Origin of the sequence: Acinetobacter sp. 243_ASPC (assembly GCF_001054715.1) — a bacterium.
Classification (GTDB): Bacteria; Pseudomonadota; Gammaproteobacteria; order Pseudomonadales; family Moraxellaceae; genus Acinetobacter; species Acinetobacter soli.
Window position 1 is genome coordinate 185,850 of sequence record NZ_JVOR01000091.1, and the last position, 26,523, is coordinate 212,372.

26 protein-coding genes, 2 tRNA genes and 2 pseudogenes are annotated in these 26,523 nt (G+C 39.1%); 16 read left to right on the plus strand and 14 right to left on the minus strand.

The features are described from left to right. Positions 1 to 311: 311 nt before the first annotated feature. Both ADA42_RS11630 and ADA42_RS11635 read left to right on the plus strand, forming a co-directional pair. Positions 312 to 1,610, plus strand: coding sequence for an FAD-dependent oxidoreductase (locus tag ADA42_RS11630; RefSeq protein ID WP_048765317.1), 1,299 nt, complete (start codon positions 312 to 314; stop codon positions 1,608 to 1,610). 24 nt (positions 1,611 to 1,634) lie between these two features. Then, complete coding sequence (locus tag ADA42_RS11635; protein WP_048765318.1) at positions 1,635 to 2,453, plus strand: methyltransferase domain-containing protein; 819 nt, start codon at positions 1,635 to 1,637, stop codon at positions 2,451 to 2,453. 46 nt (positions 2,454 to 2,499) lie between these two features. Here the strand turns inward: ADA42_RS11635 and ADA42_RS11640 are convergent. After that, positions 2,500 to 2,575, minus strand: a tRNA-Thr gene (locus ADA42_RS11640). A 181-nt stretch (positions 2,576 to 2,756) separates the two neighbouring features. On the opposite strand from ADA42_RS11640, the gene ADA42_RS11645 reads away from it, so the two are divergent. Then, on the plus strand, positions 2,757 to 4,598 hold the full coding sequence (locus ADA42_RS11645) for a monovalent cation:proton antiporter-2 (CPA2) family protein (protein WP_048765319.1): 1,842 nt from the start codon (positions 2,757 to 2,759) through the stop codon (positions 4,596 to 4,598). 62 nt (positions 4,599 to 4,660) lie between these two features. Here the strand turns inward: ADA42_RS11645 and ADA42_RS11650 are convergent, their stop codons facing one another. After that, positions 4,661 to 5,314, minus strand: coding sequence for a DUF805 domain-containing protein (locus tag ADA42_RS11650; RefSeq protein WP_048765322.1), 654 nt, complete (start codon positions 5,312 to 5,314; stop codon positions 4,661 to 4,663). An 829-nt stretch (positions 5,315 to 6,143) separates the two neighbouring features. Between ADA42_RS11650 and ADA42_RS11655 the strand changes: the two genes are divergently transcribed. The 5 genes and pseudogenes from ADA42_RS11655 (at position 6,144) to ADA42_RS18055 (ending at position 9,621) form a co-directional block, all read left to right on the plus strand. Beyond that, a complete protein-coding gene (locus ADA42_RS11655; RefSeq protein ID WP_048765324.1) occupies positions 6,144 to 6,656 on the plus strand; it encodes a PAAR domain-containing protein in 513 nt (170 codons plus the stop codon). Next, the gene (locus tag ADA42_RS11660; RefSeq protein ID WP_048765326.1) at positions 6,649 to 7,317 is read left to right on the plus strand and encodes a hypothetical protein; all 669 of its coding nucleotides are present in this window, start codon (positions 6,649 to 6,651) and stop codon (positions 7,315 to 7,317) included. The genes ADA42_RS11655 and ADA42_RS11660 overlap by 8 nt, the downstream gene beginning before the upstream one ends. A 1-nt stretch (position 7,318) precedes the next feature. Further along, positions 7,319 to 7,714 (plus strand): NF045616 family extracytoplasmic (lipo)protein, encoded by a 396-nt coding sequence (locus ADA42_RS11665; RefSeq protein WP_048765327.1) that lies wholly within the window; start codon positions 7,319 to 7,321, stop codon positions 7,712 to 7,714. Positions 7,715 to 7,830: 116 nt separating this feature from the next. Continuing rightward, entirely contained in the window at positions 7,831 to 8,523 is a 693-nt protein-coding gene (locus ADA42_RS11670) for a hypothetical protein (protein ID WP_048765331.1), read from the plus strand. Positions 8,524 to 8,675: 152 nt separating this feature from the next. Further along, positions 8,676 to 9,621: pseudogene (locus ADA42_RS18055) on the plus strand (IS5 family transposase). Positions 9,622 to 9,709: 88 nt separating this feature from the next. On the opposite strand, the gene acpS reads toward ADA42_RS18055, so the two are convergent. The 6 genes from acpS to ADA42_RS11700 all read right to left on the minus strand — a co-directional run bounded on the left by acpS (position 9,710) and on the right by ADA42_RS11700 (position 13,614). Continuing rightward, positions 9,710 to 10,099 (minus strand): holo-ACP synthase, encoded by a 390-nt coding sequence (acpS, locus tag ADA42_RS11675; protein ID WP_048765333.1) that lies wholly within the window; start codon positions 10,097 to 10,099, stop codon positions 9,710 to 9,712. Between the two features lie 29 nt (positions 10,100 to 10,128). Continuing rightward, positions 10,129 to 11,166 (minus strand): nucleotide kinase domain-containing protein, encoded by a 1,038-nt coding sequence (locus ADA42_RS11680; RefSeq protein WP_048765369.1) that lies wholly within the window; start codon positions 11,164 to 11,166, stop codon positions 10,129 to 10,131. Between the two features lie 120 nt (positions 11,167 to 11,286). Then, positions 11,287 to 12,072, minus strand: a complete 786-nt coding sequence (locus ADA42_RS11685) for a thymidylate synthase (protein WP_048765335.1) — start codon at positions 12,070 to 12,072, stop codon at positions 11,287 to 11,289. After that, positions 12,065 to 12,937: an ImmA/IrrE family metallo-endopeptidase gene (locus ADA42_RS11690; RefSeq protein ID WP_048765336.1), complete on the minus strand. Its 873-nt coding sequence runs from the start codon at positions 12,935 to 12,937 to the stop codon at positions 12,065 to 12,067. The genes ADA42_RS11685 and ADA42_RS11690 overlap by 8 nt, the downstream gene beginning before the upstream one ends. Positions 12,938 to 12,952: 15 nt before the next feature. Then, positions 12,953 to 13,303 (minus strand): helix-turn-helix domain-containing protein, encoded by a 351-nt coding sequence (locus tag ADA42_RS11695; protein ID WP_048765338.1) that lies wholly within the window; start codon positions 13,301 to 13,303, stop codon positions 12,953 to 12,955. After that, entirely contained in the window at positions 13,300 to 13,614 is a 315-nt protein-coding gene (locus tag ADA42_RS11700; RefSeq protein ID WP_048765339.1) for a hypothetical protein, read from the minus strand. The genes ADA42_RS11695 and ADA42_RS11700 overlap by 4 nt, the downstream gene beginning before the upstream one ends. Positions 13,615 to 13,808: 194 nt before the next feature. Between ADA42_RS11700 and ADA42_RS11705 the strand changes: the two genes are divergently transcribed. Together ADA42_RS11705 and ADA42_RS11710 are read left to right on the plus strand one after the other, a co-directional pair. Further along, the gene (locus tag ADA42_RS11705) at positions 13,809 to 15,128 is read left to right on the plus strand and encodes a hypothetical protein (protein ID WP_048765341.1); all 1,320 of its coding nucleotides are present in this window, start codon (positions 13,809 to 13,811) and stop codon (positions 15,126 to 15,128) included. Continuing rightward, positions 15,128 to 15,838, plus strand: a complete 711-nt coding sequence (locus ADA42_RS11710; RefSeq protein ID WP_048765343.1) for a dCTP deaminase domain-containing protein — start codon at positions 15,128 to 15,130, stop codon at positions 15,836 to 15,838. Before ADA42_RS11705 ends, ADA42_RS11710 begins: the two co-directional genes overlap by 1 nt. A gap of 9 nt (positions 15,839 to 15,847) precedes the next feature. Here the strand turns inward: ADA42_RS11710 and ADA42_RS11715 are convergent, their stop codons facing one another. Together ADA42_RS11715 and ADA42_RS11720 are read right to left on the minus strand one after the other, a co-directional pair. Next, positions 15,848 to 16,465 (minus strand): hypothetical protein, encoded by a 618-nt coding sequence (locus tag ADA42_RS11715; protein WP_048765344.1) that lies wholly within the window; start codon positions 16,463 to 16,465, stop codon positions 15,848 to 15,850. Positions 16,466 to 16,468: 3 nt separating this feature from the next. Further along, positions 16,469 to 16,921, minus strand: a complete 453-nt coding sequence (locus ADA42_RS11720) for a TIR domain-containing protein (protein ID WP_048765346.1) — start codon at positions 16,919 to 16,921, stop codon at positions 16,469 to 16,471. A 162-nt stretch (positions 16,922 to 17,083) separates the two neighbouring features. Between ADA42_RS11720 and ADA42_RS11725 the strand changes: the two genes are divergently transcribed. Both ADA42_RS11725 and ADA42_RS18780 read left to right on the plus strand, forming a co-directional pair. Continuing rightward, entirely contained in the window at positions 17,084 to 17,668 is a 585-nt protein-coding gene (locus ADA42_RS11725; RefSeq protein WP_048765371.1) for a TIR domain-containing protein, read from the plus strand. 73 nt (positions 17,669 to 17,741) lie between these two features. Then, complete coding sequence (locus tag ADA42_RS18780) at positions 17,742 to 19,763, plus strand: TIR domain-containing protein (protein ID WP_228137608.1); 2,022 nt, start codon at positions 17,742 to 17,744, stop codon at positions 19,761 to 19,763. Between the two features lie 97 nt (positions 19,764 to 19,860). On the opposite strand, the pseudogene ADA42_RS11735 reads toward ADA42_RS18780, so the two are convergent. Together ADA42_RS11735 and ADA42_RS11740 are read right to left on the minus strand one after the other, a co-directional pair. Continuing rightward, a pseudogene (locus tag ADA42_RS11735) lies at positions 19,861 to 20,429 on the minus strand (tyrosine-type recombinase/integrase); the annotation flags it as partial. Positions 20,430 to 20,594: 165 nt separating this feature from the next. Then, positions 20,595 to 20,684: transfer RNA gene (locus tag ADA42_RS11740), tRNA-Ser, on the minus strand. Positions 20,685 to 20,806: 122 nt separating this feature from the next. Here ADA42_RS11740 and ADA42_RS11745 point away from each other — a divergent pair. Then, entirely contained in the window at positions 20,807 to 22,687 is a 1,881-nt protein-coding gene (locus ADA42_RS11745; protein WP_004934101.1) for a potassium transporter Kup, read from the plus strand. 48 nt (positions 22,688 to 22,735) lie between these two features. On the opposite strand, the gene ADA42_RS11750 is transcribed toward ADA42_RS11745, so the two are convergent. Beyond that, complete coding sequence (locus ADA42_RS11750; protein ID WP_004944895.1) at positions 22,736 to 23,152, minus strand: hypothetical protein; 417 nt, start codon at positions 23,150 to 23,152, stop codon at positions 22,736 to 22,738. Between the two features lie 278 nt (positions 23,153 to 23,430). On the opposite strand from ADA42_RS11750, the gene ADA42_RS11755 reads away from it, so the two are divergent. Both ADA42_RS11755 and ADA42_RS11760 read left to right on the plus strand, forming a co-directional pair. Further along, complete coding sequence (locus ADA42_RS11755) at positions 23,431 to 24,453, plus strand: DNA/RNA non-specific endonuclease (RefSeq protein ID WP_048765348.1); 1,023 nt, start codon at positions 23,431 to 23,433, stop codon at positions 24,451 to 24,453. 84 nt (positions 24,454 to 24,537) lie between these two features. After that, positions 24,538 to 24,780: a hypothetical protein gene (locus ADA42_RS11760; RefSeq protein ID WP_004934110.1), complete on the plus strand. Its 243-nt coding sequence runs from the start codon at positions 24,538 to 24,540 to the stop codon at positions 24,778 to 24,780. Here ADA42_RS11760 and ADA42_RS11765 read toward each other — a convergent pair. Continuing rightward, complete coding sequence (locus tag ADA42_RS11765; protein WP_048765351.1) at positions 24,777 to 25,775, minus strand: AraC family transcriptional regulator; 999 nt, start codon at positions 25,773 to 25,775, stop codon at positions 24,777 to 24,779. The genes ADA42_RS11760 and ADA42_RS11765 overlap by 4 nt on opposite strands. Before the next feature lie 103 nt (positions 25,776 to 25,878). Between ADA42_RS11765 and ADA42_RS11770 the strand changes: the two genes are divergently transcribed. Then, positions 25,879 to 26,520 carry a hypothetical protein gene (locus ADA42_RS11770; RefSeq protein ID WP_048765352.1) on the plus strand — a complete coding sequence of 214 codons (642 nt, stop codon included), beginning with the start codon at positions 25,879 to 25,881 and terminating at the stop codon, positions 26,518 to 26,520. Positions 26,521 to 26,523: the final 3 nt, after the last annotated feature.

Here is a 26,523-nt window from a genome sequence, read left to right on the forward strand (position 1 = left end):
AATGTGATGTGGTTCTCATTTTTGAAGCATGATAGCTCAAAATTTAAGATGATGAAAGTGCTGTTACAAAAAAATTGGTTAATTTATCTTACTTTTTTTTATCAGCTTTTTAAATAAAGCAGAGTTTTGAGTGCCATTTTTATATCTGTAATACTTTATTGGTGAATTATTTCAATATGTATATGAAAAACCTCAAAAGATTGCCAGAGGCACGCCGCACAAAACCCTTAAATCTGGTAGTTTTTAATACCGCATTTTAAGATTTTGTGGGTCATAATCAAAAGAAATATTCTCACGAATGGAACATCATTTTGGATATCGCAATTATAGGTAGCGGCATGGCAGGCCTTGCGACCGCAAGAATTTTAAAAGATGCAGGACATGCAATCACGATATTTGAAGCCCTTCCTGGTCGAGGAATGGATAGCCATAGTATTGAATTTGAGGGTGGAAACATCGATGCACCACTGCGTGTGATGAATCCGTATTTATGGAAAAATACCTTAAGTTTGGCCACGCACCTGGGTATGACCATGTTTCCGGTACGTACCTACATGGCATGTAGCTGGTTGTTTGAAGACAAAACCGAAACATGGCTGACCACAACGCGTAGCCGCATTGGAAATTTTCCAATCATTAACAACCGTAAGGGCATCAAGCAGTATGGCTGGCGACTGGTCAAAGGCATGTTGCAGCTAAAAACCGCGATTAACCAGTTTTTTAAATCTAAAAATCAAGATATTACCCTTGCCGAGTTTATTAACCGAAACGATATCGAAGAAGTGTTTTGGCATGGCGCCGTGATGCCGGTGCTGTATACCATCTGTACCTGTAACCCCAAAACCATTGGCGACTGGCCTGCAAAACCACTTTTGACCTTTTTACGTCAGTTGACCGATGGCGATGCCTTGCTGCGTATGCAAGGCGGCACGCCGGCATTTGTCGACCGTTTGATTCAAGGTATCGACATCCGTAGTGGCTCTGCGATTGTGAAGGTTGAACAGCAAGGCGAAAAAGTACTGGTCGAAAATGATCAGGGCGAACAGCAGTTTTTTGATCGTGTGGTAGTGGCCACACCAACCGATAAAATTGATGTGTTTTTAAATACTACACAGTTTGCAGACGATTTGGCGCTGTTAAAGCAATTCCGTTTTGAGCAGGGTGATCTGGTGATTCATACCGATAGCACCGTAATGCCGCCAAAGCGTAAGGACTGGTCAGTACTGAGCTACATGATGGACCGTAAGTTTACCCGTCAACAGTTTACTGTATGGATGAACGCCGTCGAGCCAAGTTTGGTGGGTAAATCTCCCGTATTTCAAACGTGGCGCCCGGTTACTCCAATCGATCCGAAAAAAGTGATTTCGTCGGTGAAGCTGACGCGTGCTGTGGTCGATTCGCAAACTGTAGCGCTTAACCAAGAGCTGCAACAGCGCCACAAAGATCCAGAGCGTAAAGTGTTTTACTGTGGTTCGTGGTCGTGTGATGGCTTACCGATTTTAGAATCGGCAGTGACCTCTGCCATGAATATTGCAGAAATTTTTGGTGCGCCGCTGCCATTTGTCGGGGTTAAACCTAAAGTAGAAGTGGCACCGCAACTGGGCTATTAAGTCTGGTTATTAGGTGAGTAAACCATGAAGCTACCGCACGCCCTGACACGCCGCCTACCGCATAAATATGCCATCAATGCGGCGGCGCTGGGCGATGCGCGCGCACTGGCATGGAGTAATCTGGGGTACTGGAAAGAGACCGCCGACTACCCAACGGCCTGTGCACAACTGGCCGATCAACTGGCCGCTGCGGTCAGCTTAAAGCCGCATGACCGCCTGCTCGATCTGGGCTGTGGTCAGGGTGCCAGCTTACAGCACTGGCTGAGCGTGCATCATGTTCAGCATGTCACGGGCGTGGAACTACAGCCGGCACAGGTAAAGCGGATGCAAAGCCAACTGGCCGCAGTCGATCAGGTATTACAAGTGTCTTTTCTGGCGCTCGATCCGGCTGTTTTTTCACAGCCCTTCGATGTGGCTTTATGTATCGATGCTGCCTATCACAGCCCTTTGGCGGCATTTTTAACGTCCACCAAACGCGTACTTGCCACACACGGACGACTGGGCTTTCATACCCTGATGCTTTCAGCGCAGTGGTATAAATTATCGATGTGGCAAAAACAGAAATATTATTATTTACTTCGGGCGGCCGATGTCGATTTAAGACAATTACACGACCAGCAGCGCCTTGAGCAAAGCCTTGAGCAGCAAGGCTTTAAATTATTATCACTGCGTGATATCAGTACACCGGTTTTAAACGGATTTGCAGACTACATTACACAGCGGCAGGGTACATCAGATCACACACTCGACCTGCTAAAAATACAGATGACCGCGAAGCTATGTCGATATTTATATGACGATGGCGTGATTCGTTACGTCGAAATTGCCGCAGAAAAGCAATAAGCGAAGAAAATAAAATAGAGAAAGAGAAGAACAACAGAAGGGAAGATGGTGCCGGCACACGGATTCGAACTGTGGACCTACTGATTACAAGTCAGTTGCTCTACCAACTGAGCTATGCCGGCATCTTTGAATAGGCTGAATTTTACAGGAAGCTTAGCAAAGGTCAAGTATTGCGCGGTGTTATCTGCATAAACTGTGTGCAATTGCAGCACATACTGGCCTACATAGAAAAAAATTGTGCTTTTGAATTCATGCATTTCGCCCTATAGTCAAACCAAGAAACATAAAAAAGAGAAAAACAGCATGAGCGAGGAAGCGCATTCGATTGGTCTGTTGGCGCCTGTGGTGTTGCTGGCGGCGGCCGTTATTGCGGTGCCGATATTTAAACGGCTTGGTCTTGGCTCGGTACTGGGGTATCTGATTGCGGGATTGGTGATCGGGCCATTTGGGCTGGCGTTTTTTCAAGATCCGGCTTCTATTTTACACATTGCCGAACTGGGTATTGTGATGTACCTGTTCATTATCGGGCTTGAAATGCAGCCTTCGCATTTGTGGGGGCTGCGCCGTCAGATTTTTGGTTTGGGCACCTTGCAAATTGTGGCCTGTGCGCTGGCGCTAACCGGCACCGCCATGCTGTTTGGCCTGAAGTGGCAAATTGCCTTTATTGCAGCGGCAGGCTTTGTACTGACCTCTACAGCCATTGTGATGCAGCTTCTGGGCGACCGTGGCGATCTGAACCAGCCCAAAGGGCAAAAAATTGTCTCGATTTTGCTGTTTGAAGATTTACTGATTGTACCGCTATTGGCTTTGGTGGCCTTTATGGCGCCTACGCACGTGATTGAAACCACCAGCTCGCGCCTTGAAAGTATCGGCATTGGGTTACTTGCCATTGCTGGCCTGATTGCCGCAGGCTACTGGCTGCTCAATCCGCTGTTTCGTTTGCTGGCTGCCTCTAAAGCCCGCGAAGTGATGACCGCGGCCGCGCTGCTGGTGGTGCTGGGTGCAGCATTACTGATGCAGGTGAGTGGGCTTTCTATGGCAATGGGGGCATTTCTGGCGGGTGTGTTGCTGTCGGAGTCGACATTTCGACACCAGATTGAAGCCGATATCGAACCCTTTCGGGGAATTTTACTGGGGCTATTTTTTCTGGGTGTAGGCATGTCGCTCGACCTGACCGTTGTAAGGCAGAACTGGCCATTTATTTTGGCGGCAGTGCTGGCTTTTATGGCGGTAAAAACCCTCATGATTTATATCGTGGCACGCATGACCCGCAGTTCGCACCATGAGGCGCTTGATCGAGGGGTATTAATGGCGCAAGGCGGCGAGTTTGCCTTTGTGCTGTTTGCCGCGGCGGCCAGTGCACAGGTGATTGATGCCACCACCAAAGCCAATCTGACTGCCATTGTGGTGCTCTCGATGGTATTTACACCGGTGCTCGGCATTTTGCTCAAGCGCTTTACCCAAGAGAAAAGCCAGCATTCACTGGATGAGGTTGAGGTGGCTAAAGACCTTTGCGGCAGTGTGCTCTTGATTGGTTTCGGGCGCTTTGGGCAGGTCACCAGTCAGCTTTTACTGGCACGCGGGGTGGATGTGACCATTATTGATACCGATATCGACATGATTAAAAACGCCGAGAGATTCGGTTTTAAAATTTACTATGGCGACGGCTCGCGGCTGGATATTTTACAGGCCTCCGGAGCGGCACATGCCGAAGCGATCTTGGTATGTGTGAATCAGAAAGAGATGACCAATCAAATTGTCGATCTGGTGCAGCATGAGTTTCCACTGGCCAAGCTGCTGGTTCGATCTTATGACCGTGAGCATTCGCTGTATTTGGTCAAGCAAAATGTAGATTATATTTTACGCGAGACTTTTGAGTCTGCCATTGTGTTTGGCGGGGCCGTGCTGAAAGAGCTGGGTATCGATGAGCGCGAGATTCGGCAGATTACTCGCGAAATTCGTGAGCGCGATGAAGAGCGCTATGAAACCGAAATTGCAGCCGACGATATGTATGCCAGTGTGGGCATGCAATACACCAATACCCACCCACGGCCTACGGCGCCCTTAATTGCACCCAAGCATTCGGCACAGTTTTTAAATGATGCAGAAACCCAAGACGAACCCGACCAAAATGCGCCAAAGTAAGCGCAGTGAAGGAAGTGATGCAACCCGCTCACTTCCTGAATCCCTTACACCAAACACACATTTTATTTTGAGGCTGGGCCATAGCGATTGCTGTGCGTATCGCCTTCTTCAAGGGTAAAGAAAAAGATCACCATCACAATACCCACGATGGGTACCAAATTGATAAGTAATAGCCACCCCGTGCGGTTAATGTCATGCAGGCGGCGCACACTCACCGCAAGTGCAGGTATGAGCATAGTGAGCATAACGCCCCAAAACAGGCTATTTGCCAAGTTAAATACATGGCAACACACCAGCAGGCTTAAGCCGAGCAGGGCATAGCACCCCATAAATGACCAGTACTCGCGGCGGCGGGCACGGCCTTTAAAATCGAAGCTGTGCTTTATGCATTTTAACACCCAGTCCAAGGTGCGGTAGCGGGCTTGTTTTTCTAAATTTTTTTGATGCCGCGCAGCGCGTATATTGTATGCGTTGGCCTTGGTCAAAGCTGTGTGTGAATGGTCTGTTGGCGCAATAGGTGGCTCGTCGGTGGGTACATCGATAAATACCTCACTTACTTCGCCTTGCGCATCTAATTCAAAAGATACATGCATGCCCGGCATGGGGACAATCCACTCACGCCACACAGCGCCTAAAAATGAATAATGCTTTTGGTCTTCGGTACGAATAATGACGGTATTGGTTTGAACGGAATAATCGAGTATTTTGCCTTTCATCTATTGTTATCCTTATTTTTTATGATGGAATGATTTTTTTGGCGCTAGAGTTTTTTTGGGCAAGCGAACCTATGGAAAAGCATTCCAAATATTAAAAATTAAACGTAAATATGCCGTGATCTGAATTTAAGAAAAGATCATGAAGATATGGGCGATCTGCGTTTAGATAAACAGAAAGGCAAAACGAGCGGGTGCGATAAGCAAAGTAATAAACGGACGATGTGAGCCATGGTGACTACTCCTAGATGTAATTAGAAGTTCTACCGAATCACTGTCAATTGATTATGGTGGCAGAACGAAAGGGGGTTGACAGACTGGACATCTAGAACCAGCACGCGCGAACGCGTCCCCCTCCCGTTCTACCGTAAAGGGGGACGAGAAGGTTTTTACACATAAGGGTGATGCTCAGAAAAGCAAACCCCGATGCGCTAGATGAACGGTCTGTCAAAACCGACTGGCAATGTAGGCCAGTAGGGGAATGATAAAATTTAGGGTGGGTTTAGTCAATTGGATGTTTTTTCAAATTTTAAACGTTGAGTATAACTGGTGGTTGTAGCTACATTAGAACTTATATAAAGTGATTTCTTAATATGAAAAAACAAGACATATCAAATATTTATTCTGGAAAAGTAATTGCTGTATTTAATTAGCCTATAAAATGAATTTAAAATCTTATATCACAGAGATATTTATTTTTTTAATTTGACGATATATTACTTTATGGATATATTTAAAAAGATAGATAAAAATCAATTTTTAAAATATAGAAGATATTGTAAGTGAGCTAAATATTTTCTTGCATAACGTGAAGATAAATTTATATTGAAAAATGAAAGCATTAATAACAGTTGGTTGCATGACGGACCATGGTGGTCAAATTATAATTGGTGATCATACATTTTTAGTGGAAGGAAAAGCTGTCCATCTCGATGGTATGCCTCATTTTTGTCCAAAGTGTAAGATTGAAGCACGTGCTATTGCTTCAAATAAAGGATTTATGCTCGTTGGGGGTAAAAGTATTGTTGCTGTGGGGGATAAAGCAACATGTGGAGCAAAATACATAAAAATATCTGATCTTGCAGTATTATCAAATGGAATTGGTAACTCAAGAGATATAAAAAGTAGCGGAACTATTTCACCAATTAAGGCATATGGTCAACGTTTTGTATTGAAAGATGAGCTAACAGATGAGCCTTTAGCTAATGTCTGTTATGAGATTCATCAAAATGGCAATGTAATTCATGGTAAGAGTGATCACGATGGATTTACTCAATTGATTACTAGTGATCAGTTTGAGGAAATAGAAATCAGAATTATCTCTAAGGAACATAATCATGACTAGTAATCTTATATCTAATTATTTCGAAAAATTAAAAAAAATTGATGGAGATATGAAGAAAAATGCAACTGTTATAAAACTTAATACGAAAAGAAAAATGACATCGGGCGAAATCGAGATGTCGAAACTTATATTTAAAGACTCAATTGATTATTCCAAAGTTTGGATACATCTTGGAGGTTTAATACACACTCGAACAGGTAATGCTATGACACCTGCGGGTGAAATTTATTTGCCTAAAGATGAGTATTTAAATACTCCGGATTATAGTAAGGCACCTGGTGCTGATAGGCACTGGTTTATTCATGAAATGACTCATATCTGGCAGTATCAGATGGGAGTTTCTAATGGCTGGCTTGCCATAAAACAATTATGTAACGGAGGATATACGTCACAAGTTAATTCTGTCGATTCCGGAGATCGAGAGTTAAAAGCATATGATACTGACCTAGTAGGTCGAGATAAAAATAAAAAATTTCAGGATTTTAACTTTGAACAGCAAGGACGTATCATTGAGTTTTGGTTTGATGCAATGTATTTACAACATGTCAACCCTAATCGTAAACATCATCAAGTAAGTCTAAAATTGCAAGGTTATGTAGAACAAATATTGAGAAGTTTTTTATTGAATCCTTATGATAAAAAACTGCTCCCGAGATCTTGAAATGTATAAATTTATAATAAACTTAATAATTGTTTTTGCACTTATTGCATGTAACAAGCAATCAGAAGAATTAAGCACTAAGATCAAAGATACGAACTTATGCGTTTATACAAATGAGTCGAAAAATGATAATAAGGTCAGTTTTTTAGTTGAATTGGCTAAAATTAACTTTACTCAAGATTACAAAACTATTTATGAAAAATCTTTTGATAATGTCGATTTACCAATTTCGGAAAAAAGTTGTGTTTTGATTCCATTAAGTAATTTTGAAAAAAATCAGCCGTATGTGATTACTCTTGGTACTATCAATCATACATATAGAGCAAGAATTTGTGTAATAGAAAACAATAACCAGAAAATAATAAAATCTGTTGAAGATGGAAAAGATAGTTGTTAAGGCATAATTTTATTATTATAGTATAGCAAAATTTTCAATCTAGTTGCTAATCTCATTTTATCTATATGAGAATAAAAAACAAGATCGGATTGGGAGTATTACGTGAAAATTAAGAAATGAATCAAAATCAATTTATACAACTAGCAGAATCATTGCATTTAGACACTACTATTATTCACTGGATAGCACTCATTTTAACAGTGATTGGTTTATTGATACCTTTCATTACTCTGATAGAGAAATTGGGAGTGATTAACTGGATTATGAAGTGGATTTCACCAAAAATTGATTACGAAGAGGAAATTGCAATAATAGACTTGCTAACTAATTTTAAAGTTCAGATTGAGGGTGTAAATGATGATCATCCTTATGCAATAATTACTAATCAGCAAAAGGAAATAGTTTTACTAAATCGCTTTTATAACAGCCGTTTAGAGGATTTGTATCTACTTAGATATTGTATGAGTAGAAAGGAACGTAAACGAGCTTTTCGTTTATCAAGACATACTATTTTTCCTATTTTTATCAAAAAAGATCTTATTAGTAATGGTTATATTCTGCGGAAATTTGTAGTTAAGCCTTTTATTTATACTTGTTTAACTATTTGGATTTTAATATACGCCTCTATTGCATTAGGTCTTTTGTATTTATTAATGAGTTTTTACAAAGAATTAAATTTAATTCAAATTTTAGCTATATATTTATGTGCTGCTATTTTGCCCTTGAGTGTTGGATGGTTACTTGGTTTCTTGCTGGTACCCTTTCAAGCAAAATCTTTTGTAGAATTAAAAAAATATAATGAACTTTAATTATAATAATTCTTCAAGAAAAGCTCTAAAAGTAGGATTTTCTATTAAGATGCGAGAAGGAGGGTCTGCATAAAAAATCAAGATTTAGAAAATAAAATGGTTTTGTTTTATAAAGCTATTATTGAAGTCTTCTTCAGTAATATAATTTCTAGATGAAGAAGCCTGTCCTTAAAAACCTACCGTACAACTAATTGGTCCTCGTATAACCAAGCTTTAATCGAGCGTGGAAATATTTTAATCTGGTTAGGTCCTAAGATCCAATGGTATGCATATCCACAAGAATGCAAGCATGGGCGTAATCAAACTTATTCCCATACAGCGGTTTAATGCTGTTTAATGATTAAATTTCTATTCCGTCTTTCTTTAAGTATGGTCACTGGCTTTACTCAAAACCTGATTAAACTCTGTGGTTTGAATTGGTCAGCACCAGATTAATCCACCTTATGCAGCCGACAAAAGTATATTGATATTGCGATAAGCTATCAGAAAAGTCGTGATGGGTTACACCGACTCGTCGACTCTAGAGGGTTAAAATTTTTAAGTGAAGGCGAATGGAAGCGTAAGAAACATCAGCCTGAGTATCGTCGTCAATGACGCAAACTTCATATTGTTATAGATGCTAAGATCCTTCAAATACGAGTAGTTCAGCACACAACAAACAATGTGAGAGATTTACAAGTACGTGATGAGTTTCTTAAACAAATTCCACGAGATGACCAGATTGACTTCGTATATACCGATGGTGCTTATAATACCAAGAAATGTCGGCAGTTGATTTCGGATCGGCAAGCCTATGCTGTTATTCTGTCGAGAAAGAATGCGAAACCCTAGAAAGATATAAAGACCCATTCGCTACAAAGAAATGAACTACTTCGAACAGTTAAGCATTTAGGTAGGGCGATATGGCAAAAATGGTGTGGCTATCATCATCGGAGCAGTTTGGTTGAAACCAAGATGCATTGCATTAAGTTATTAGACGATAAACTCATTGCTAGGAATTTTGACAGTCAAGGTAACGAGATTCATGCATGTGTAGCAATCCTCAAGAGATTTACAGAATTAGGCAGACCTCACACTCGAGTTGTGCCTTGGATTTGATAGGTTCTGGGGGAAACCAGTCTCTGAAATGTTTGTGAAACAAAGCCACTCATAATTATAAAAAACTATTATAGTGAACAATGTTAATTCATGCTGAGCTTCCAATTACACTCGCAATTACCGTAGTGCGAGAATGACTAGTGCTTACACACCAAGATTTAATGCCTCTTTCCATTTGTATTTCCTTTAATTTTCTATGTAATTCAATCGATAATGATCCAGATGGTTCAGTGATGACCTCGATATCAGTAAAAGCTACCCCATTTCCCCAGCCAACTTTTAATGCTTTCATTACGGCTTCTTTGACGGCAAAACGTGAGGAAAACTTTTCCACCTTATTGATATTATCTTTTACTAGTGATTGCTCTTTTTTAGTAAAGTATACGTTTTTAAATTGTTTAGGAAAATTATTAAATATTTTAGAAAAATCTTCTAAATCTAAAAGATCAATTCCATGACAAATAATGTATTGGTTCATCAAAACTATCTCATTTACTATATAAAATCTTAGTCTATAAAGATCTTGGGTTTTATTTCGTTACTTCTTAAATAATCATCAATCTTCTCGTTGATATTCCATTTGGGAGGAAACCAAGGAGGGGATAGAGGTCCAGTTGAAATATATTTTTGCTTGATCCGTGTTCTTCCAGAGATGCCTAGAATCTCCGGATGAGCAAGTCGTGAATATTTATCAACTTCACAAAATAAATTTTGACAATCAATTAATTGTAAAGGACGTCCCCATAAAGAGTTAAATTTTAGATTTAATCTATCAAACTCTTCTTCTTGATGAGTTGCCATATATTTTATCAATTCAGGTTCACTTAATCCTGCATGATGTTTAAAGCATTTTCTTAATCCATCTCGTGCACCCGGACCAGGGATTACGAAATCCATTTCATTAAAGTCTGTTATTTCACTATAGTTAATATCTGTAATAAATTGATAGGCTAAAAAATCTCCTATGGTTGGGTAGCTCTTAATGAGTTCAAAGGCACTTTGCATTTTTTTTAACTTAGCAATTTTTTCTACAACTTTATCCGCCATCATTGCTTCTAATAGTTTTAAATGATTTTGGTGTTTTTGAGCATACCCATAAGCTATTTTCCCTGGAGGCATAATGTAAGCCGCTGAATAGATTCTTTTACCTTTTAACATTTCTTTTTTTAGAATAGAATCATATTTTTCAAAATTATAATCTTTGAAAGTAATTGATTCTAATGAATTTTCAAGTAGTTGCCAAGTTTCAATTTTATTAAAAAATTTAAATAACATAATTCTAAAAAAGACTTCTTCATTTGAAGATGGTAGGTCTTCTCGATAAATTACATTTTTGATTAAATATTGACTAACTCGGTCAGCAGCTCTATACGCATTCGTAAATTTATGAACCTGTATTATAGGATCTGAAGTCCATGGAGCAGCGTGTTGATATAGTCTATCAAAATAAATTTTTTGCCTTTCTGCGGCAAATCTCCAGTAAGTATCATATACAGGTGATACTTTTAGAGGCGAGAGATGGGAGTGTGATTTATCCATAGTCATTATTTTCTCTGTATATTCGCCCTTCTTACTAGTTTCAGGATTATAGTACGTATCAAGGGAAGAATTCACAGTCGACTCTGATTGCTAAGATATAGGATAGATGATTTACCCTGATAAGGATCAATTATTCAATTGCGCTAAAGCAACCAAACTCTTCAATTGTACATCATTCTTTGGAATTTTTTCTAATTTTGCTATGCCTACGAATACATTCACTTTATAGAGAGGCATATTTATCTCACTTGCCATGAATGCTCCTAACTGAGCAATACCTAAATAGTTTCCATAAGCTTTTATGAAAAGCTGTTGAGTGGCATAAAATGCATTAACTACAAGCCCTTCTTCTGTTGGTTCGAAACTCATATGCTGCATACATGGAAATTGTAATTGTGCCGTAGCTACATGATCCTTATAAGGATCGAAGATACTAGCCTGAAGCATTGAGCGCCGTACCCCTTTTCTTGAATTTTGTTGTGAGATGATCCATTCTAATTGATTTATTCTATTGCTATCATTTCCGTAATTGATTAGGCGCTCAAAGTAAGAGCCTCTATTATTTTCTCTGGGATTATAATTTTTATAACTTTCAAATACTTTTTTGTATCTTGCATAAAGCTTTTGTCTATCATTTCCACAAGTTTGCCATAATATTTTAGGAAATATAGTATTTGCAACGTCTTCAATTTTTCGAAATTTTCTTTGAATTAATAAATTATTTAGCTCTTCTGAAAATCCTTCAACTTCATTAGGTTGCCCATTAATATCAAAACCTGTTAATGACAAAATTAGTGGAGTAATTTCATTTTGAGGGTGTTCCTGTATGTGTAGAATGATTCTTGCCCATGCTCTTGACAGATTATCATCAACTATATGAACTGAACCTAGTTGATTAGAGTACTTACTCATCAAGATCCTCCTCCAAATGTCTAAATTTTGCTAATCCTAAGTATTTAGGAGGTGCAATTCTCACAATCGTAGCCCACGATGTGCCAGGAATAGCAATACGAGTTATGCCACATTTTATTGCACGATAAACCTTCCCAAATTTATTTTCACTATGTAGTGATAACATATTTACATCTACAAAAGTACCATGAGGTATAAGAACAAGGGCTCCTTTCTCCATGTCCAAGACTTCATTATTCCAGTATATATCTGTGAATATCAGAGGTTCAGACACTTCTATACCTAATACTTGTGTCCTTATCATTTTAGGCGTAATTTTTCCGAGTTTATCTCGATGGGCTTTTGTTATTAAATTTATACCATATGCTAAGTGATTTACTAAAGTAGATTGCCCAACTCCAAAATTACAAGCTATGGCATATATGTCTAATGCTGTTGCTTGATTTACTGATATTTTTCTTTTTGCAAATGCCTGTTTGATACCTAATGTTGGCATTAGAATATTTGATGCAAATGCATCAGCAAGAATTTCATTAGGATGATGCTGAATATTGTTGATCTGTGACTGGAGTTCATCAATTGTTGAGCCATGTCCAAATAAATGATGTCCTAGCTCATGGGCGCATGTGAAAGCTCTTCTTCCCAAAGGCCTTAATGCTGATAAGTGTATTCTAGGTTTAGGCTTGCGATCGTACATTCCTTCCATGTTAATATCATTAAAACGTACAATTACATTCTCTATTTCACATAATTTATAGATACAAATAGGTGACTTGACATCGAAGCCCGCTTTAATTCTTGTTTTTAAAGCAAGGTGCATTCCTTGCATAAAAAATTCTTGTCTATTGAATGAGATTGTATTCATTAACAGCCTATTAGTTTATTTAGAAGAATCACGCATTGAGGCAAGTAGTCGTAATAGTCGCTCCAAATCATCATCGTTTAACTTGCTTAATTCTCTAGCAGCTAACTGAAGTCTTGGATCATCAATGTTTAAGGATTCTTCAGTTTCGCCAATAAGCCAACTTACAGTTACATCATATATGTCAGCAAAAACTTTTAACTCATCTGAGGTAACTCGTCGATTTCCTGCTTCAATCTCTGAAATTGTAGGTCGATGTAAGTTAACCATTTTTGCAACATGCCCTTGTGTAAGTCCAGCTGCTTTTCGCGCTTCTTTCAATCGAGAAGCAAGTTTTAAGCGAGTATCATCTCTGTTTTCAACATTCATTGAAGATAAACCTTCTTAATTTCAATTTCGATTGTGTTCTCTACCAAAGAGAGAACTTTATTGACAATTTCAGAGATATCTAATGAATCACAACTATCTTCCTTTTTAAAAATATTCACATCATTAGGAAGGTCAATACCTAACTTTTCACCAATTAAACATACGGCAATAGGCCATACTTTGCTGTCGAATTGAGGTAGATCCGCTAAAGGGGTAGTATTCTTTGTTAAGGGTGGACACTCTAATCCACTAACTAATTGAATTTCCTGTAATGTACTTATTAATGCAGCTTCAATATCTTTTTTGGTCATCTGAGCCTCACATTTTTTTTGGTAAGATAATCTTACATCCTTTATGTAAGATTATCTTACTAAAAGTAAGAATACAAGATCTATGTTTAAAAAATATACTTATGATGTCTGAGCTTTTTAATTAATTTATATATAGAAAATTAAGTTATTGATTTGTTAGAATTATAAAAATTATCAGTATATGAAAAATTCAAATGAACTGGACTGAAAGTATAGTTTTCTTAATCAACTTTATTTTTTTATTTCCAATAATCATATATGTATTTTGTACATTTAATTTACTGATATTGAAGTATAATATTGGTAGTTTAGATAAATATCTCAACTTAGGAGAGCAGAGTAAACTTATAAAAACCTTTAGTGAAAAGTATCTTGATATAAAAAAAGATCGCGAAAAACTGCTTCGCGAAGTATATGCACAGCAGTTGACAACTCATCCTAATGTAAGTGCTAGATTTGTCGCATATTGTATTCGGAGAGAGATTCCTAATCTGAACTTTATCTTTTATTTATTTAATCTCTGTCATTCATCTGTCTATTTAATAGATAGTAAAGGAGAGCATTCCTTACGTTTGAAATGTAAAAGAAGCAATATCTATATTGCTTTTATACTCGGCAATATAGGTTTGTTAAGTTATGCAGTTATATTTGTATACTTTTTATCTTTAAGTTTGACATCAACAGGAGGGTGGATTTTTAATATAATGATAAGTATAGGGATAATTTTTCTATCGATTAAAAATTATAAAACTTTTTGCCTAATTTTTCTAGTAAATCAACTCGATGATGTGGTCTATGGGGGCTTATCTAAATTTGAAAAAACATGCTATATTTCGTGGTGTAGTCGTCTATTTGATACTATATGTTGTAGAAATAGGAAACAAAATATGTCAGCCTTTGAAAGTCTTAAAAATCTAGAATATAAGCAATTGCAGCATGATGATCGTTACCATAAAGATATTTGGGTGCTTAGTACACAGGGTAAAGTAAGACATATGGCTGCTCATATAGGTAAATATAGTAGCCAAGTTCTCAGTGCTGTTCGAAATGGTCAAGATGAAGAAAGAATTAAAAATAAAGTAATAGATTCACTAATTATAAATCTTTCTTATGCAAACATTTTCTTATGTTTAATAAGCGAGCATTTGGAGAAAAAAAATACAAGTGATCAAGCCACGCTAGATGAGTTGATTCAATCTGTTGGGCAGCTTTACATTGAGCAAAAACGTTATGAGGGGAGGAGCGATTGTGGTTTAGAATTGGCTATGGATTTTTGTGTTCTTTCAGGTGAAATATTAAAAACAGTAGAGTCAATGGATCATATGGAAATACATCCATATAGAGAGAGTTTTAATGAGTATTCTTTATCTATATTTAAAATACTATCGGGATTATGTAAAAAATATGAAATTAATGATATCGCAATGAAGATTGAAGATAGGTTGCTTGCGGTAGAAAAAAGAAACCCTTATTTTTCTCGTTTAGGGAATCATAAAGAAGGATATTTACAGTAATGTTTTGGAGTGGGTATAAACTAAAAAAGAATATAGAAATTCTTTTACCCGATTATAAGGGTGTTAATAATATTGATTGTGCTTCTATCGCTTTGACGATCGGTAGAGAGGTTTATATTACACCTAGTTCGGATGCAGATACTAAAGTTAAGAAAATACTTACAGATGAGGATCCACAGTTTGTAATTCCTAAAGGACAATTTGCATTACTTATTACGGAAGAGATCGTACAAGTCCCTATAGAAGCAATAGCTTTTATCTCTTTTAAAGCTAAATATAAGTATAAAGGCTTAATTAATGTTTCTGGATTTCATGTTGATCCTGGTTGGAGTGGACGTCTAACTTTTTCTGTTTATAATGCGGGCCCTAGTGATGTTGTTCTTGAGAAAGGTAATCCTTTTGCCTTAATTTGGTATGCAGACTTAGATAGGGCTGGGGCAAATCAAGCAGAATATAAAGACTATTTCAAGGATGAGCCGCCTGTTCTAACAATTACTAGTAATAAGGTCTCAGATATGTCTGGTGATATCTTTTCACCTTTTAAGTTAAAGAAAGAAATTGATGACATAAAGGAAAAATACAATAAAGAAATTATTGATCTAAAAAAAGAGGTCAATGCTATTGAAGGTAAATTACTACTCCGCACTGGTTTATTGATTTTCACATTTATATCACTGATCATAGTTGTAATTAAGCAGACAAATCATTAAGTTACTACTTTAGAATGTAATAGTTAGCTGCTTATTTTTTAAACTTAAAAATTCCCATAAAAGAGGGGTGCCATGAATTCCTAGAGTATATTCTTTCAATAAATTAAGTACTTGCTGATGTAATTCTGTATTTACATATTTATGACCTCGTCTTTCCTTTATAATTTGTTCTAATTCGAGTGGAATGGGAATACAATTGTTGCCAAAATAATAATAATGATCACTAATTAATACGTGTTCAGATTTAGTGTCTTTTTTTAGATTTAATAAGTTTATACTACCATCCTCTTCAGTATGATGAGAAGGTAATTGAAACCACTTTTCATTTTCCTGGTAATAAATATTATCTCCGTATTGATATTTACGAGAACCAAAGAGAAATGGTTTTTTACTCGCAAATCTTGGGTCGTTCCAATATTCATTAAAAGTCATTTTCTCAGTAACTTTCATTGCAAAAATTATATGCCTTGGCTTGTTTATGGTAGTAGAACTTGTACCAATGATCCAATCCTCAACCTCTGCAAATTTACGTATATCTGGTTTACATGTGGCTAAGGTGCAAAAATCAAAAAAAGGATTAGGTGCGAAACCTATATCTCGATCTAAGACGTACGAAAAAATTTTCATAAATTAACCACATAGATGTCGAGCAACATAAGGAGCTTTGTAGTGCTCAAATATTGGTGCTTCTGTTATTGCTTTTACGAGACAATCGCTATTCCAGCCTACAATTGCATCTGCAAAATTGTCTAATGATTCTGGAATATTACAACCTTGATGACCATGCGCCCATACACCCACAATTCGAATTCCTAGCTTTTGTGCATATTCGATTTCCCAGTTAACCCAATAGCTATCTTTTGTTTGAGGAGTGATATAAACCATTAAGACTGAGCATTGCTTAATTCTAGGGGCTAAGATTTGATATTTAATATAATCCTCTGCTTTTGCATTGTTGGGTTTATTTGCATTTATAGAAAAATCTCTAATGTCGAATCCTTTACTTTTAACAAGATCCTTGGTTTTTTGAAGACCATCATCATCTACATGGGCATGACTAATAAAAATATTTTTTTTTTGCATTTCGCTTATATGATCCATTACTTTAATATAAATTATTAAATAGTGGCTTCTACAAGAAATACAAGTCTACTTAAGAAATTAAATATTAATTATTTCTTAATTAATATTTAATCTTTTCTAAAAAGCGCTAATTTTATTTTTTTAAGGGGAGTAATGCTTTCTATGCATAAGACATTTATAAGTTACCATCATGATAAAGAACAAGATTTAAAAAATGAAATCATAGCAACTTTTGGTGGTGATCATTTTATTGATAAATCTGTAAATGATGGGGATATCAATACAGAAATAAGTGATGAAAGCATTATGAGGAAAATACGCCAAAATTACATTGCGGACTCTACTGTAACACTAGTATTAATTGGTGAAGAAACTTATAGTCGCCCATTTATAAATTCTGAAATACAAGCTTCTTTGTGGGGGGATAATCCTTCAGGTTTGCTTGGAGTTATTCGTGATGAATTATACGACCGAATTTTCGGGAAAAGCTCTTGCACGCATGTTGATTGTAACTGTGGGATAAACATTAGAAATAAATTGGAGGGTTACTATAACCTCCTACCATATCTTGTTCGAGAAAATCATACATATTCAGGGGTTTATCATTACTCTGATACAGAAGTTTATTGTTCATTAGTGAAATATTCTACTTTTATTAGTAATTGTGAATTTTATATAAATGAATCATTTAATAAAAGAGGGAAAGTGGATATTGCAGCTAAAAGAAATGCTGAGAGTTTCCAGTGATTAGGAAAAATAATATTTTTAAAATATTTAAATTTAATTGATTTTTGATATTTTTTTTATTGGAGATATGAGGTTGAGTAATTATATTAATCCACCTTTAGCAGCTCATTTTATTTGGCATCAGAAAGATAATGATCAATTTGATGATATTTGTGGCATATTTAGAAAATATTTAACTCGTGATATTGATCGTCCATTTTCTCGTGAGTTAAATATTCCAACTTTCTTTTATAGCTCATTAGATTTCCCTCCTAATGATATTCCTATATCTATTGCAAAAAGAAATATTATTTTTATATGTTTGAGTAGGAATACTCTAATTTGCTCTAAGTGGAGAAAATATTTAAATAGTCTATCTAATAGTGAGCCTAATTATCTTGTTCCAATCGCTTTAGATAGCTATGCTTTAAAGCATTCAGGAGAGGAAGGTGCATTAAATAGTTTACATTTTATTAGAGCTTACGAGTTTGATAAAAAAATTAAAAATCAGCTATCTATTTTGTCACTTTCACATGAGTTATTCAGGTATGGATTCAGTGATTTAAAAAGTTCGAGCATAGGAGTTGATTCATCTATTCAGCTTTTTTTAAGCCATGCTAAAAAGGGTGGTACAGGTGAAGTTTATGCTCGAGCAATAAAGAACTATATTGATGGCACGAATATGAATAATTTTTTCGATGCATCTGAAATTACTGTAGGCTATAAATTTAATGAAGAAATAATAAAGCATATTAAAAAATCAACACTAATTTCAATTACAACTGATGAATATTCATCACGTTATTGGTGTCAAAGAGAGATATTAGAAGCAAAGAAGCATGACAGACCAATTATTTCTGTGAACTGTCTTCAGGTATATGAAGATAGAATATTCCCACCCTCTGGCAACGTTCCATGTGTACATATAGCACCAAATGAAATTCCACTAGAAGATGAAGTTTTAAATATTTTAATAGCAGCATTAATGGAAACTATCAGATTTTGTTATTCACAACTATTGTTGGAATATTATAAAGATCAGGGATGGATAGATAAATCCGCTATAGTATTATCAAGGCCACCTGAAATTCAACAGATAGTATATTTAAAAGAGAAAATGCAAGTTGATGAGTTGACTATTTGTTATCCTGAACCCCCTATTTATGCAGAGGAAATGGATTGGGTTAACTATCTGAAAGTCAATGTATTTACTCCATTATGGTCTAACACACAACAACAGGAACAAAATTTTAGAGTAGGTATTTCTATTTCTGATTATGGAGAAATAGATTTTAATGAATTACATATTCACCCAGATGAACTTAAAAGGTTGTCTCAAGAACTTGCTAGGCACTTATTAGTAAATAAAAATATTCTTATTTATGGAGGAGATTTGAGAACAAATGGTTTTACAGAATTCATTTTAGAAGAAGCTAGTATCCTAAAGAATAGGCTTCCCCAAAAATCATTCAGTGTTGAAAATCATTTAGCCTGGCCTTTACACCTATTACCAGAGTCATTGGATTATCAGGCAGATTATTATGAAGTACTAAATCAAATAAATTATGATTTACCTAATGAGTTCAGTAAAGAAATCGATCCAAGCTCATGGTTAGAGGTCAAAACCCTCAAAGACAGATATATTATTGCTAAATGTTTAAGTGCGATGAGGATGGAGTCTATCAATAGCTCTGATATTAGGATCTTTGCAGGGGGGAAACTAGAAAAATATAAAGGATTCATGCCAGGTGTCTTAGAGGAATTCTATATTGCAGCTAAGCTCAGTAAGCCTATTTTTTTGATTGGTGGCTTTGGAGGAGTAGTAAAATATATTTGTGATTCAATTGCTTCAAATAGAATTTCAGAAGTTTTAACGCAAGAGTGGCAAGAAAAAAATGATTCTGATTATAAGGATTTTATGACTTATGTTTATGCAGAATCAGATGAGTTTAATTATACTGAATTATATCAAGTTATCCAAGATGTAACAATTGAGAAGTTAGCTAATAAAAGTGGTTTAACTGTAGATGAATACTATAGACTTGTTAATAGTCAGTTTATTGATGAAATTATTTATTTAATCTTAAAAGGATTAAATAATTTAGGTAAGAAATAATAACGATAGGTGCTTAGCCCTTTTCTACTTGGTATTAGTTAAGAGTGAGGCATCTCAAACTATCAACAAAATCAGACCATTCTTGCATCATTTTTACCTAATAATTTAAATGCTGTGTATGGTTGTAGGCTTGTGATACACCATTTCCAACTCTATGAGCTAATTGGATTTCAATCGCATCATGCATATAACCTTGCTCATGCAGGGTAGTGGATGCAAGTTTACAGAATCTATGTCCTGTCATTTTACCGTTGTAGCCCATTGTATGAATTACATATAAAAAAGCATTGCTGCCAATTGGCTTAGCTTTACTGTAATTATAGAAAACATAAGGTTTTATGCCTGTGATTGGTTGAATTTTTTTAGTATTTCTAAAGCCTGTTTTGATAATGGTCAATATGAGGCATATCCATCTTTATTTCATGCGCTGGAATTCTTTGTAAATGATTCTCATGATCAATTTCATTCCATTTCATCATTCTAAGTTCTGCTGTTCTGACAAAAGTTAGCGTCATCAGTTGTAATGCTGATCTAATCACGAGATTGCCGTGATAGCGATTCATATGGTCAACAAAGGAAGAAAATACGGACATATCCAGACGAGCCATATTTTTTAATTTTGCGAGATTTAAGCGCTTTACTTAAGTGTGGGGTAAGATCATTCTGTTTAGAGTCTGTGATGAAAATTACAACTAAATAATCCTGCCTATCATTTATATCTTTCCGATATATCAAGACTGCAATAGTTGAAATCAGATTCATTCAGACATAAAAAAAGCCCAACCTCTTCAAGATCAAGCTTTTTCATTACGGTGGCTACTTCGTATGTTTTGGCGGTGAGAGAGGGATTCGAACCCTCGATACGCGTAAACGTATACACACTTTCCAGGCGTGCTCCTTCAGCCACTCGGACACCTCACCAAGGCGAGCGATAATAGCGAAAATTTTGTATTCTGCCAAGTATGAAACAATTGATTTAGAGAAAAACTTAGAACTTAGTGATAATATTGCGAAAAAATACTGTTCCAAATCGAAGATATTATATGCAAAGTTCTGCAAAAAAAGTCGCGCTTCCAGCGATGACTTTAGCCGCCTTAGGGGTAGTGTTTGGGGATATCGGGACCAGTCCCTTGTATGCCTTTGCTCAGACGTTCACCAGTGCGCATGTGAATATCTCTGAAGCGACGGTCTTTGGCATCCTATCTTTAATCTTTTGGTGCATTACGCTCTCCATCAGTTTCAAATACGTCAGCATCGTCATGCGTGCCGACAACAACGGCGAAGGCGGCATTATGTCGCTACTGGCCTTGTTGCTGCGTATCAAACAGCTTGATCCCAACAAAAAAATCTACCTGATTGCGCTGGGCTTTATTGGTGCCTCGCTATTTTTTGGCGATGGTATTATTACGCCTGCCATTTCGGTGCTCTCGGCCATCGAGGGTTTAAGTATTGCCACGCCTGCGTTTGATCAATGGCTTATGCCAATCGGGCTGGGCATTCTTACTGCACTGTTTGTAATTCAGCGCCATGGTACGGCCACCATGGGCAAGTTTTTTGGCCCGATCACCATGCTCTGGTTTATTTCCATTGGCGCACTCGGGCTATGGAGTATTATTCAAACTCCACATATTTTATGGTTTATCAATCCAATCTGGGCGTTTGAGTTTGCCATACATCAGCCGTTTGTGGCTTTTGTAGCCATGGGTTCTGTGGTGCTCACCATGACAGGCGGCGAAGCCTTATATGCCGATATGGGCCATTTCGGGCGTATGCCAATCCGTCTGGCATGGTTTATTGTGGTGTGTCCAAGCCTGATGCTGAACTATGCCGGTCAGGGCGCGCTGTTATTGCGCGATCCGCAAGCGGTGTCGAATCCGTTTTATTTACTGGTACCCGAGTGGGCGCTTTTCCCCATGATCGGGCTGGCCACTGCGGCCGCCGTCATTGCCTCACAAGCGGTAATTACTGGTGTATTTTCTATGGTTAATCAGGCCATTCAGCTGCGCTATTTACCGCGTTTAACCGTGATTCATACCTCCGATGTCGAGCAAGGCCAGATCTATGTGCCGTTTATCAACTGGGTGCTGTATATCTCGGTATTTATCCTGATTATCCTGTTTGAAAAAAGCAGTAATTTGGCCAGTGCATACGGGGTAGCAGTCACCATGACCATGCTCTGTGTCACCATTTTGATTGCGGTACTTGCACATGGTGCCTGGGGGTGGCCGTGGTGGAAAGTGGCGCTGTTTGCTATTCCGTTTTTTACCCTCGATGCAATTTTTGTGGCGTCGACCTCGCTTAAGATTCTATCGGGTGGATGGGTGCCGTTTGTGATTGGGGTGGTGGTGTTTACCATCTTGATGACATGGAAACGTGGCCGTGAAATTGTGCATCATCGTTTGGAAACCGATGCCTTACCGATTGGGCTATTTATTAAAAGTATCGGTTTAAGCTCGGAAACTCATTTTGTACCGGGCGATGCAATTTTTCTGACCGGTAATCAGAATATTGTGCCGCATGCCATGTTGCACAATATCAAGCACAACAAGGTGTTGCACAACCGCAATATCATGGTGACAGTGTTTACCAAGGATATTCCGTATGTAAGCGATGCCGATCGGATCGAGATTGAAAAAATGGACGATCATTTTTATCGTATTTCGATGAATTACGGCTTTAAAGATCAGCCCAACATTCCGCAAGCGTTACAGCAGGCTTATGAGGCATTGGGTCTTGAATTTGACATGATGCAAATCAGCTTCTTTATTTCTCGTGATCGTCTCATTCATACCGTAGGAGACGGCATGTCGCCTTGGCGTGAAAAGCTGTTTATTTCGATGCAACGTAATACCAGTCCGGTGAGTGATTTTTATCAGATCCCGCCTAACCGTGTGGTCGAAATGGGCAGTCAGATCGAAATCTGAGCATAAAAAAACCAAGGCAACTGCCTTGGTTTTTTTATGCCGGTTGGCTTATTCAGCTTGCATTGGCGCAGGCTGCTCAGGCATGGCGTTGGCATGTGGAGCCTGTGGCGCTGCTGCACCAGATGGTTGTGCAGTTGCTTCAGGTGCCGGCATCGCTGCGGCTTCGGGTGCTGGCATCGCTGCATTTGCTGGCGCCTGCATAGGCGCTTCGGCACCACCCGCCATTTCAGGAGCGGGCGCTGGTTGCATCGCTGGTGCGCTAGGCTGAGCACCTGCAATCACTTGCACTTTACCGCTGTTGACCAAATCTGCAATTGAGCCTGGCTGACCATTCACTGTGGTCGATACTTTCACTTGCGATAAGCTTTCAAGCGTTTCGCCTGCTTGTACAGGCGCTTCTGCAAATGCGGTCATGCTAAGCGTACCTGTAATCAACGCGACTGAACACAATAACTGGGCTTTCATATGTAATACCTATTTTTCATCTTATCGTTTACAGGGGTCTACCTTGTCATAACCCTGATGGCTGTTTCAATCAAAGATACGAAACACAAGCACTTTGAAAGCGAACAATAAAATTAAAACGACAAATTGTTACGCGTATAGATGATTTATTGATCAATTTGTGCTGATGCTTTGATCGATTGGGGTATACCTTGATGTACAGGCAAATCCGGGCTTGTTAAGCTTTTGTTTTGGTTTTAGATATCGAATCGCGCGTGGCACGAAAAAAGAATCAGTACATGGGAAAACTCCTGTTGGGCGTAGTGGCCGTGGGCAGTTTTGCGGTCGCTTTTGGCGAAGGCAAAATCAGCCAGTGGATATCACCGCTCAAACATAACACGGGCTGTTTAAATCAGTTTTACCGTGACGTTCCGCCTGTGCTGATGAAGCAAAGCCTGCAAAACAATAGTTATGCGCTGTGCTTTAACGGCTTTAATGTGATGTATTCCGGAGTTTCCAAAACACCATTGTGGTCGGCCGAATATCTCAATCCAGCGCGCCTGAGTGTGAAGCTCAAGCGTGAAGACAGTTTTCATGAAGAAACCCGTGTAGGCAATGCAGCACATCGCGCATTATTGAGCGATTATCGTGGCTCGGGTTACGACCGCGGGCATATGGCACCCAACGGTGACATGGGCGATTTAAAAGCCCAGCACGACAGTTTCTCACTGGCAAACATGGTGCCACAGGCACCTAAAAATAATCAGCATATTTGGCGTGAGCTTGAAGAGGCCACCCGTGCGATTGTGGTCAAGCAAAAGCAAGATGTCTACGTGGTCACCGGGCCATTATTTGAAGGGCAACGCCTAAAAACCATTGGCCGTGGCGTGATTGTCCCGACTGCGGTGTATAAGGCGGTGTATATGCCTAAAACAGGTGCCATTGGCGCGTACTATGCACCCAACAACAACTCGTTGCAGGTCAATGTGGTCAGTGTGTGTTATTTAGAGGAAAAACTCGGAATCAACTTGTTTCCGCAGCTGACCGAAGAGCAAAAACGCAATGTCTATCAGCTGCCTAAAACCGCTGCGCAGGTTAAGCCAAACCAGCCACTGGCCTATGCACACTGGGATGGCGAGAGCCAATGTGCCGAAGAGGCATCTTCTGACACCATTGCAGCCACAAGCAAGCAGTTTACCCAGCAAAGCAGCGGATCGACGCCACCGTCGTCTTCGGGCGGAATCGACGACGACACCAAGCAGGCTTTAATCAAGCAGCTGGTCGATGCCTTACTGCACTATTTCTTGCAGATTTTACGCTAACAGCACACAGCGATTTGCCCGTTGCAATCACGCGCAAATCGCTGCAAGCTAAAACACTCATACAATCATAAGAAAAGGCCGAGCATGTTTACACCTTATGTCAATGGCACCGAGTCCATGGCAATTGACGATCTTACCATCGAAAACCAGACCGACTGCGTGAGCGTTTACGGCAATCTACAACTGACCAAAGATCAGCAAGGCCTAGCATTTGCCAAAGCCTTACAAAGTGTCATCAATGCTGTGGTGACCGAGCTTGAGGCATCACCTTTGCCCGAGCGTTTAGAGCGCCCCGATCCCGACGAAATCGATAATCCATTTGCCTAACGGCGCGATTGCTGTCGCCACTGCTGCGGTGTTTGCCCCGACCAGTGTTTAAAGGCCCGTTGAAAAGCACTTTGTTCTGAATAACACAGTAACAGGGCGATGTCTTGCAGGCTGAGGTGCGGGTCGCTCAGGTATTCGGTGGCCAGCATGTAGCGCACTTGCTGTACCCGCTGCTGATAGCTACTGTGTTGCTGCTGCAAATGGCGCTGTAACTGGCGTACCGAAATACCCAGCTGCTGTGCAATGACTTCAATCTGGTACTGGTTTTGCTGTAAGCCTTTTAAAATCATTTGCTGCAAGCGCTGGTCGAGTTGGGTCGAGTGTGGCAAGCGATCGAGCAGGGCGTGTGCTTGCTGCATCAGCAATTGCTGTAAGGTGTGATCGGCATTGCCCACGACCTTGCTGGCTTCACTGAGCGGAATCAAAAGCTGGGTTTTCGGCTGTGAAAACCGTACCGGACACTGAAAATAACGGTTATAGACTGGCGCATCTTTGGGAAGTGGATTGATAAAATGCACTTCATACAGCTCGATACGGGTTTTGCACATAAACTGCTGTAAAAATTGCAGCATCAGCGCCATGGCTATTTCGTCGGTAAGCTGGGTCGGGTGGGGTTCGGGCTCTTCCCAGCGAATAGAAAAAAAAGCACCGTGCTGCTCGACCTTCAGCGGGCTACCATCGTAAACCAGTCGATAAAAATCTTGATAGCGCTTGAGTGCATCGCCCAAACTTTCACACGACAGCGCAATATAAGCCAAAATGCCCAAATGTTTAGGTTGTACGTGGCTCGCAATTTTTAAGCCCAGCCCCGCTATAGGGCGCAACTGATACAGCTCATCTAATAGCTCACGCCACAGTACATAGTCAAAGCGCTCAAGCCGTTGAATCGCCTGTAAACGGTCGGGTACTGGCAGCTGTTCGGCCTCGCAATAGCACATCAGGAGTTGCCCAAGTCCGCCATAAACCGAGCCTGCATAATTTTTCACTGTGAGCATAGCGACTTTCCATGTTGTCGTGTTTTGTCAATATTGCGTGGTTTTTCGTCAATACATAGCACAGAAAAATTCATATATTCAAGTCAGGATTGAGGAGAACACTATGATTAAAGGATTTATTGCCGGATTAATTGTGGCCAACGGCTTTGAATGGGTGGCGCATAAATATATTCTGCATGGCGTACACCGTACAGGACAGCCACGCTATAGCCCGGTTCCTCGAAGTATGGCGTCACACTGGGCACATCATCGTGAAGTAAAAACACAGCATTTTCATGATGACTGTTATGTCGAGGGGCTAGCCAGCTGGCGTACACGTAATGAACTGCTGTCACTTGGCGTGGTCGCAGCGACCTCTATAGCCATATTTGCACCGCTTTCCAAAGGCATGGCCATTGCGGCGGCCTACAGTGCAATCAATTATTTTTATGTGCATCGAAAAGCGCATTTACAGCCCGATTGGGCCAAGCGCCGTATTCCATGGCATGTCGATCATCATATGAATGCCAATCAGGATGCCAACTGGTGCGTAACCAAACCGTGGTTTGATTATCTGCTGGGTACACGCGTGGTGTCTTCACCCGATTTAAAAGAGGCCAATCCGCTGGGTATTTGGTTGCCTCGGGCTGTTTCACAGCGATTCACCCATGCGGTTGAACGCTTACGCCCTGTAAAGTGGACACCTACTGCGCTGACTGCTACCGATTGCACCCATCAACAAAACAGGCTACGCAAGGTGGCCTGATGA

Coding starts and splice junctions, on each gene's coding strand:
- ADA42_RS11635 (WP_048765318.1), top strand. CDS start 1,635: ATGAAGCTACCGCACGCCCTGACACGCCGCCTACCGCATAAATATGCC.
- ADA42_RS11695 (WP_048765338.1), bottom strand. CDS start 13,303: ATGAATGTTGAAAACAGAGATGATACTCGCTTAAAACTTGCTTCTCGA.
- ADA42_RS11680 (WP_048765369.1), bottom strand. CDS start 11,166: ATGACTATGGATAAATCACACTCCCATCTCTCGCCTCTAAAAGTATCA.
- acpS (WP_048765333.1), bottom strand. CDS start 10,099: ATGAACCAATACATTATTTGTCATGGAATTGATCTTTTAGATTTAGAA.
- ADA42_RS11650 (WP_048765322.1), bottom strand. CDS start 5,314: ATGAAAGGCAAAATACTCGATTATTCCGTTCAAACCAATACCGTCATT.
- ADA42_RS11750 (WP_004944895.1), bottom strand. CDS start 23,152: ATGAAAGCCCAGTTATTGTGTTCAGTCGCGTTGATTACAGGTACGCTT.
- ADA42_RS11720 (WP_048765346.1), bottom strand. CDS start 16,921: ATGCAAAAAAAAAATATTTTTATTAGTCATGCCCATGTAGATGATGAT.
- ADA42_RS11685 (WP_048765335.1), bottom strand. CDS start 12,072: ATGAGTAAGTACTCTAATCAACTAGGTTCAGTTCATATAGTTGATGAT.
- ADA42_RS11715 (WP_048765344.1), bottom strand. CDS start 16,465: ATGAAAATTTTTTCGTACGTCTTAGATCGAGATATAGGTTTCGCACCT.
- ADA42_RS11660 (WP_048765326.1), top strand. CDS start 6,649: ATGACTAGTAATCTTATATCTAATTATTTCGAAAAATTAAAAAAAATT.
- ADA42_RS11645 (WP_048765319.1), top strand. CDS start 2,757: ATGAGCGAGGAAGCGCATTCGATTGGTCTGTTGGCGCCTGTGGTGTTG.
- ADA42_RS11700 (WP_048765339.1), bottom strand. CDS start 13,614: ATGACCAAAAAAGATATTGAAGCTGCATTAATAAGTACATTACAGGAA.
- ADA42_RS11745 (WP_004934101.1), top strand. CDS start 20,807: ATGCAAAGTTCTGCAAAAAAAGTCGCGCTTCCAGCGATGACTTTAGCC.
- ADA42_RS11665 (WP_048765327.1), top strand. CDS start 7,319: ATGTATAAATTTATAATAAACTTAATAATTGTTTTTGCACTTATTGCA.
- ADA42_RS11755 (WP_048765348.1), top strand. CDS start 23,431: ATGGGAAAACTCCTGTTGGGCGTAGTGGCCGTGGGCAGTTTTGCGGTC.
- ADA42_RS11725 (WP_048765371.1), top strand. CDS start 17,084: ATGCATAAGACATTTATAAGTTACCATCATGATAAAGAACAAGATTTA.
- ADA42_RS11765 (WP_048765351.1), bottom strand. CDS start 25,775: ATGCTCACAGTGAAAAATTATGCAGGCTCGGTTTATGGCGGACTTGGG.
- ADA42_RS11690 (WP_048765336.1), bottom strand. CDS start 12,937: ATGAATACAATCTCATTCAATAGACAAGAATTTTTTATGCAAGGAATG.
- ADA42_RS11770 (WP_048765352.1), top strand. CDS start 25,879: ATGATTAAAGGATTTATTGCCGGATTAATTGTGGCCAACGGCTTTGAA.
- ADA42_RS11670 (WP_048765331.1), top strand. CDS start 7,831: ATGAATCAAAATCAATTTATACAACTAGCAGAATCATTGCATTTAGAC.
- ADA42_RS11705 (WP_048765341.1), top strand. CDS start 13,809: ATGAACTGGACTGAAAGTATAGTTTTCTTAATCAACTTTATTTTTTTA.
- ADA42_RS11710 (WP_048765343.1), top strand. CDS start 15,128: ATGTTTTGGAGTGGGTATAAACTAAAAAAGAATATAGAAATTCTTTTA.
- ADA42_RS11760 (WP_004934110.1), top strand. CDS start 24,538: ATGTTTACACCTTATGTCAATGGCACCGAGTCCATGGCAATTGACGAT.
- ADA42_RS11655 (WP_048765324.1), top strand. CDS start 6,144: ATGAAAGCATTAATAACAGTTGGTTGCATGACGGACCATGGTGGTCAA.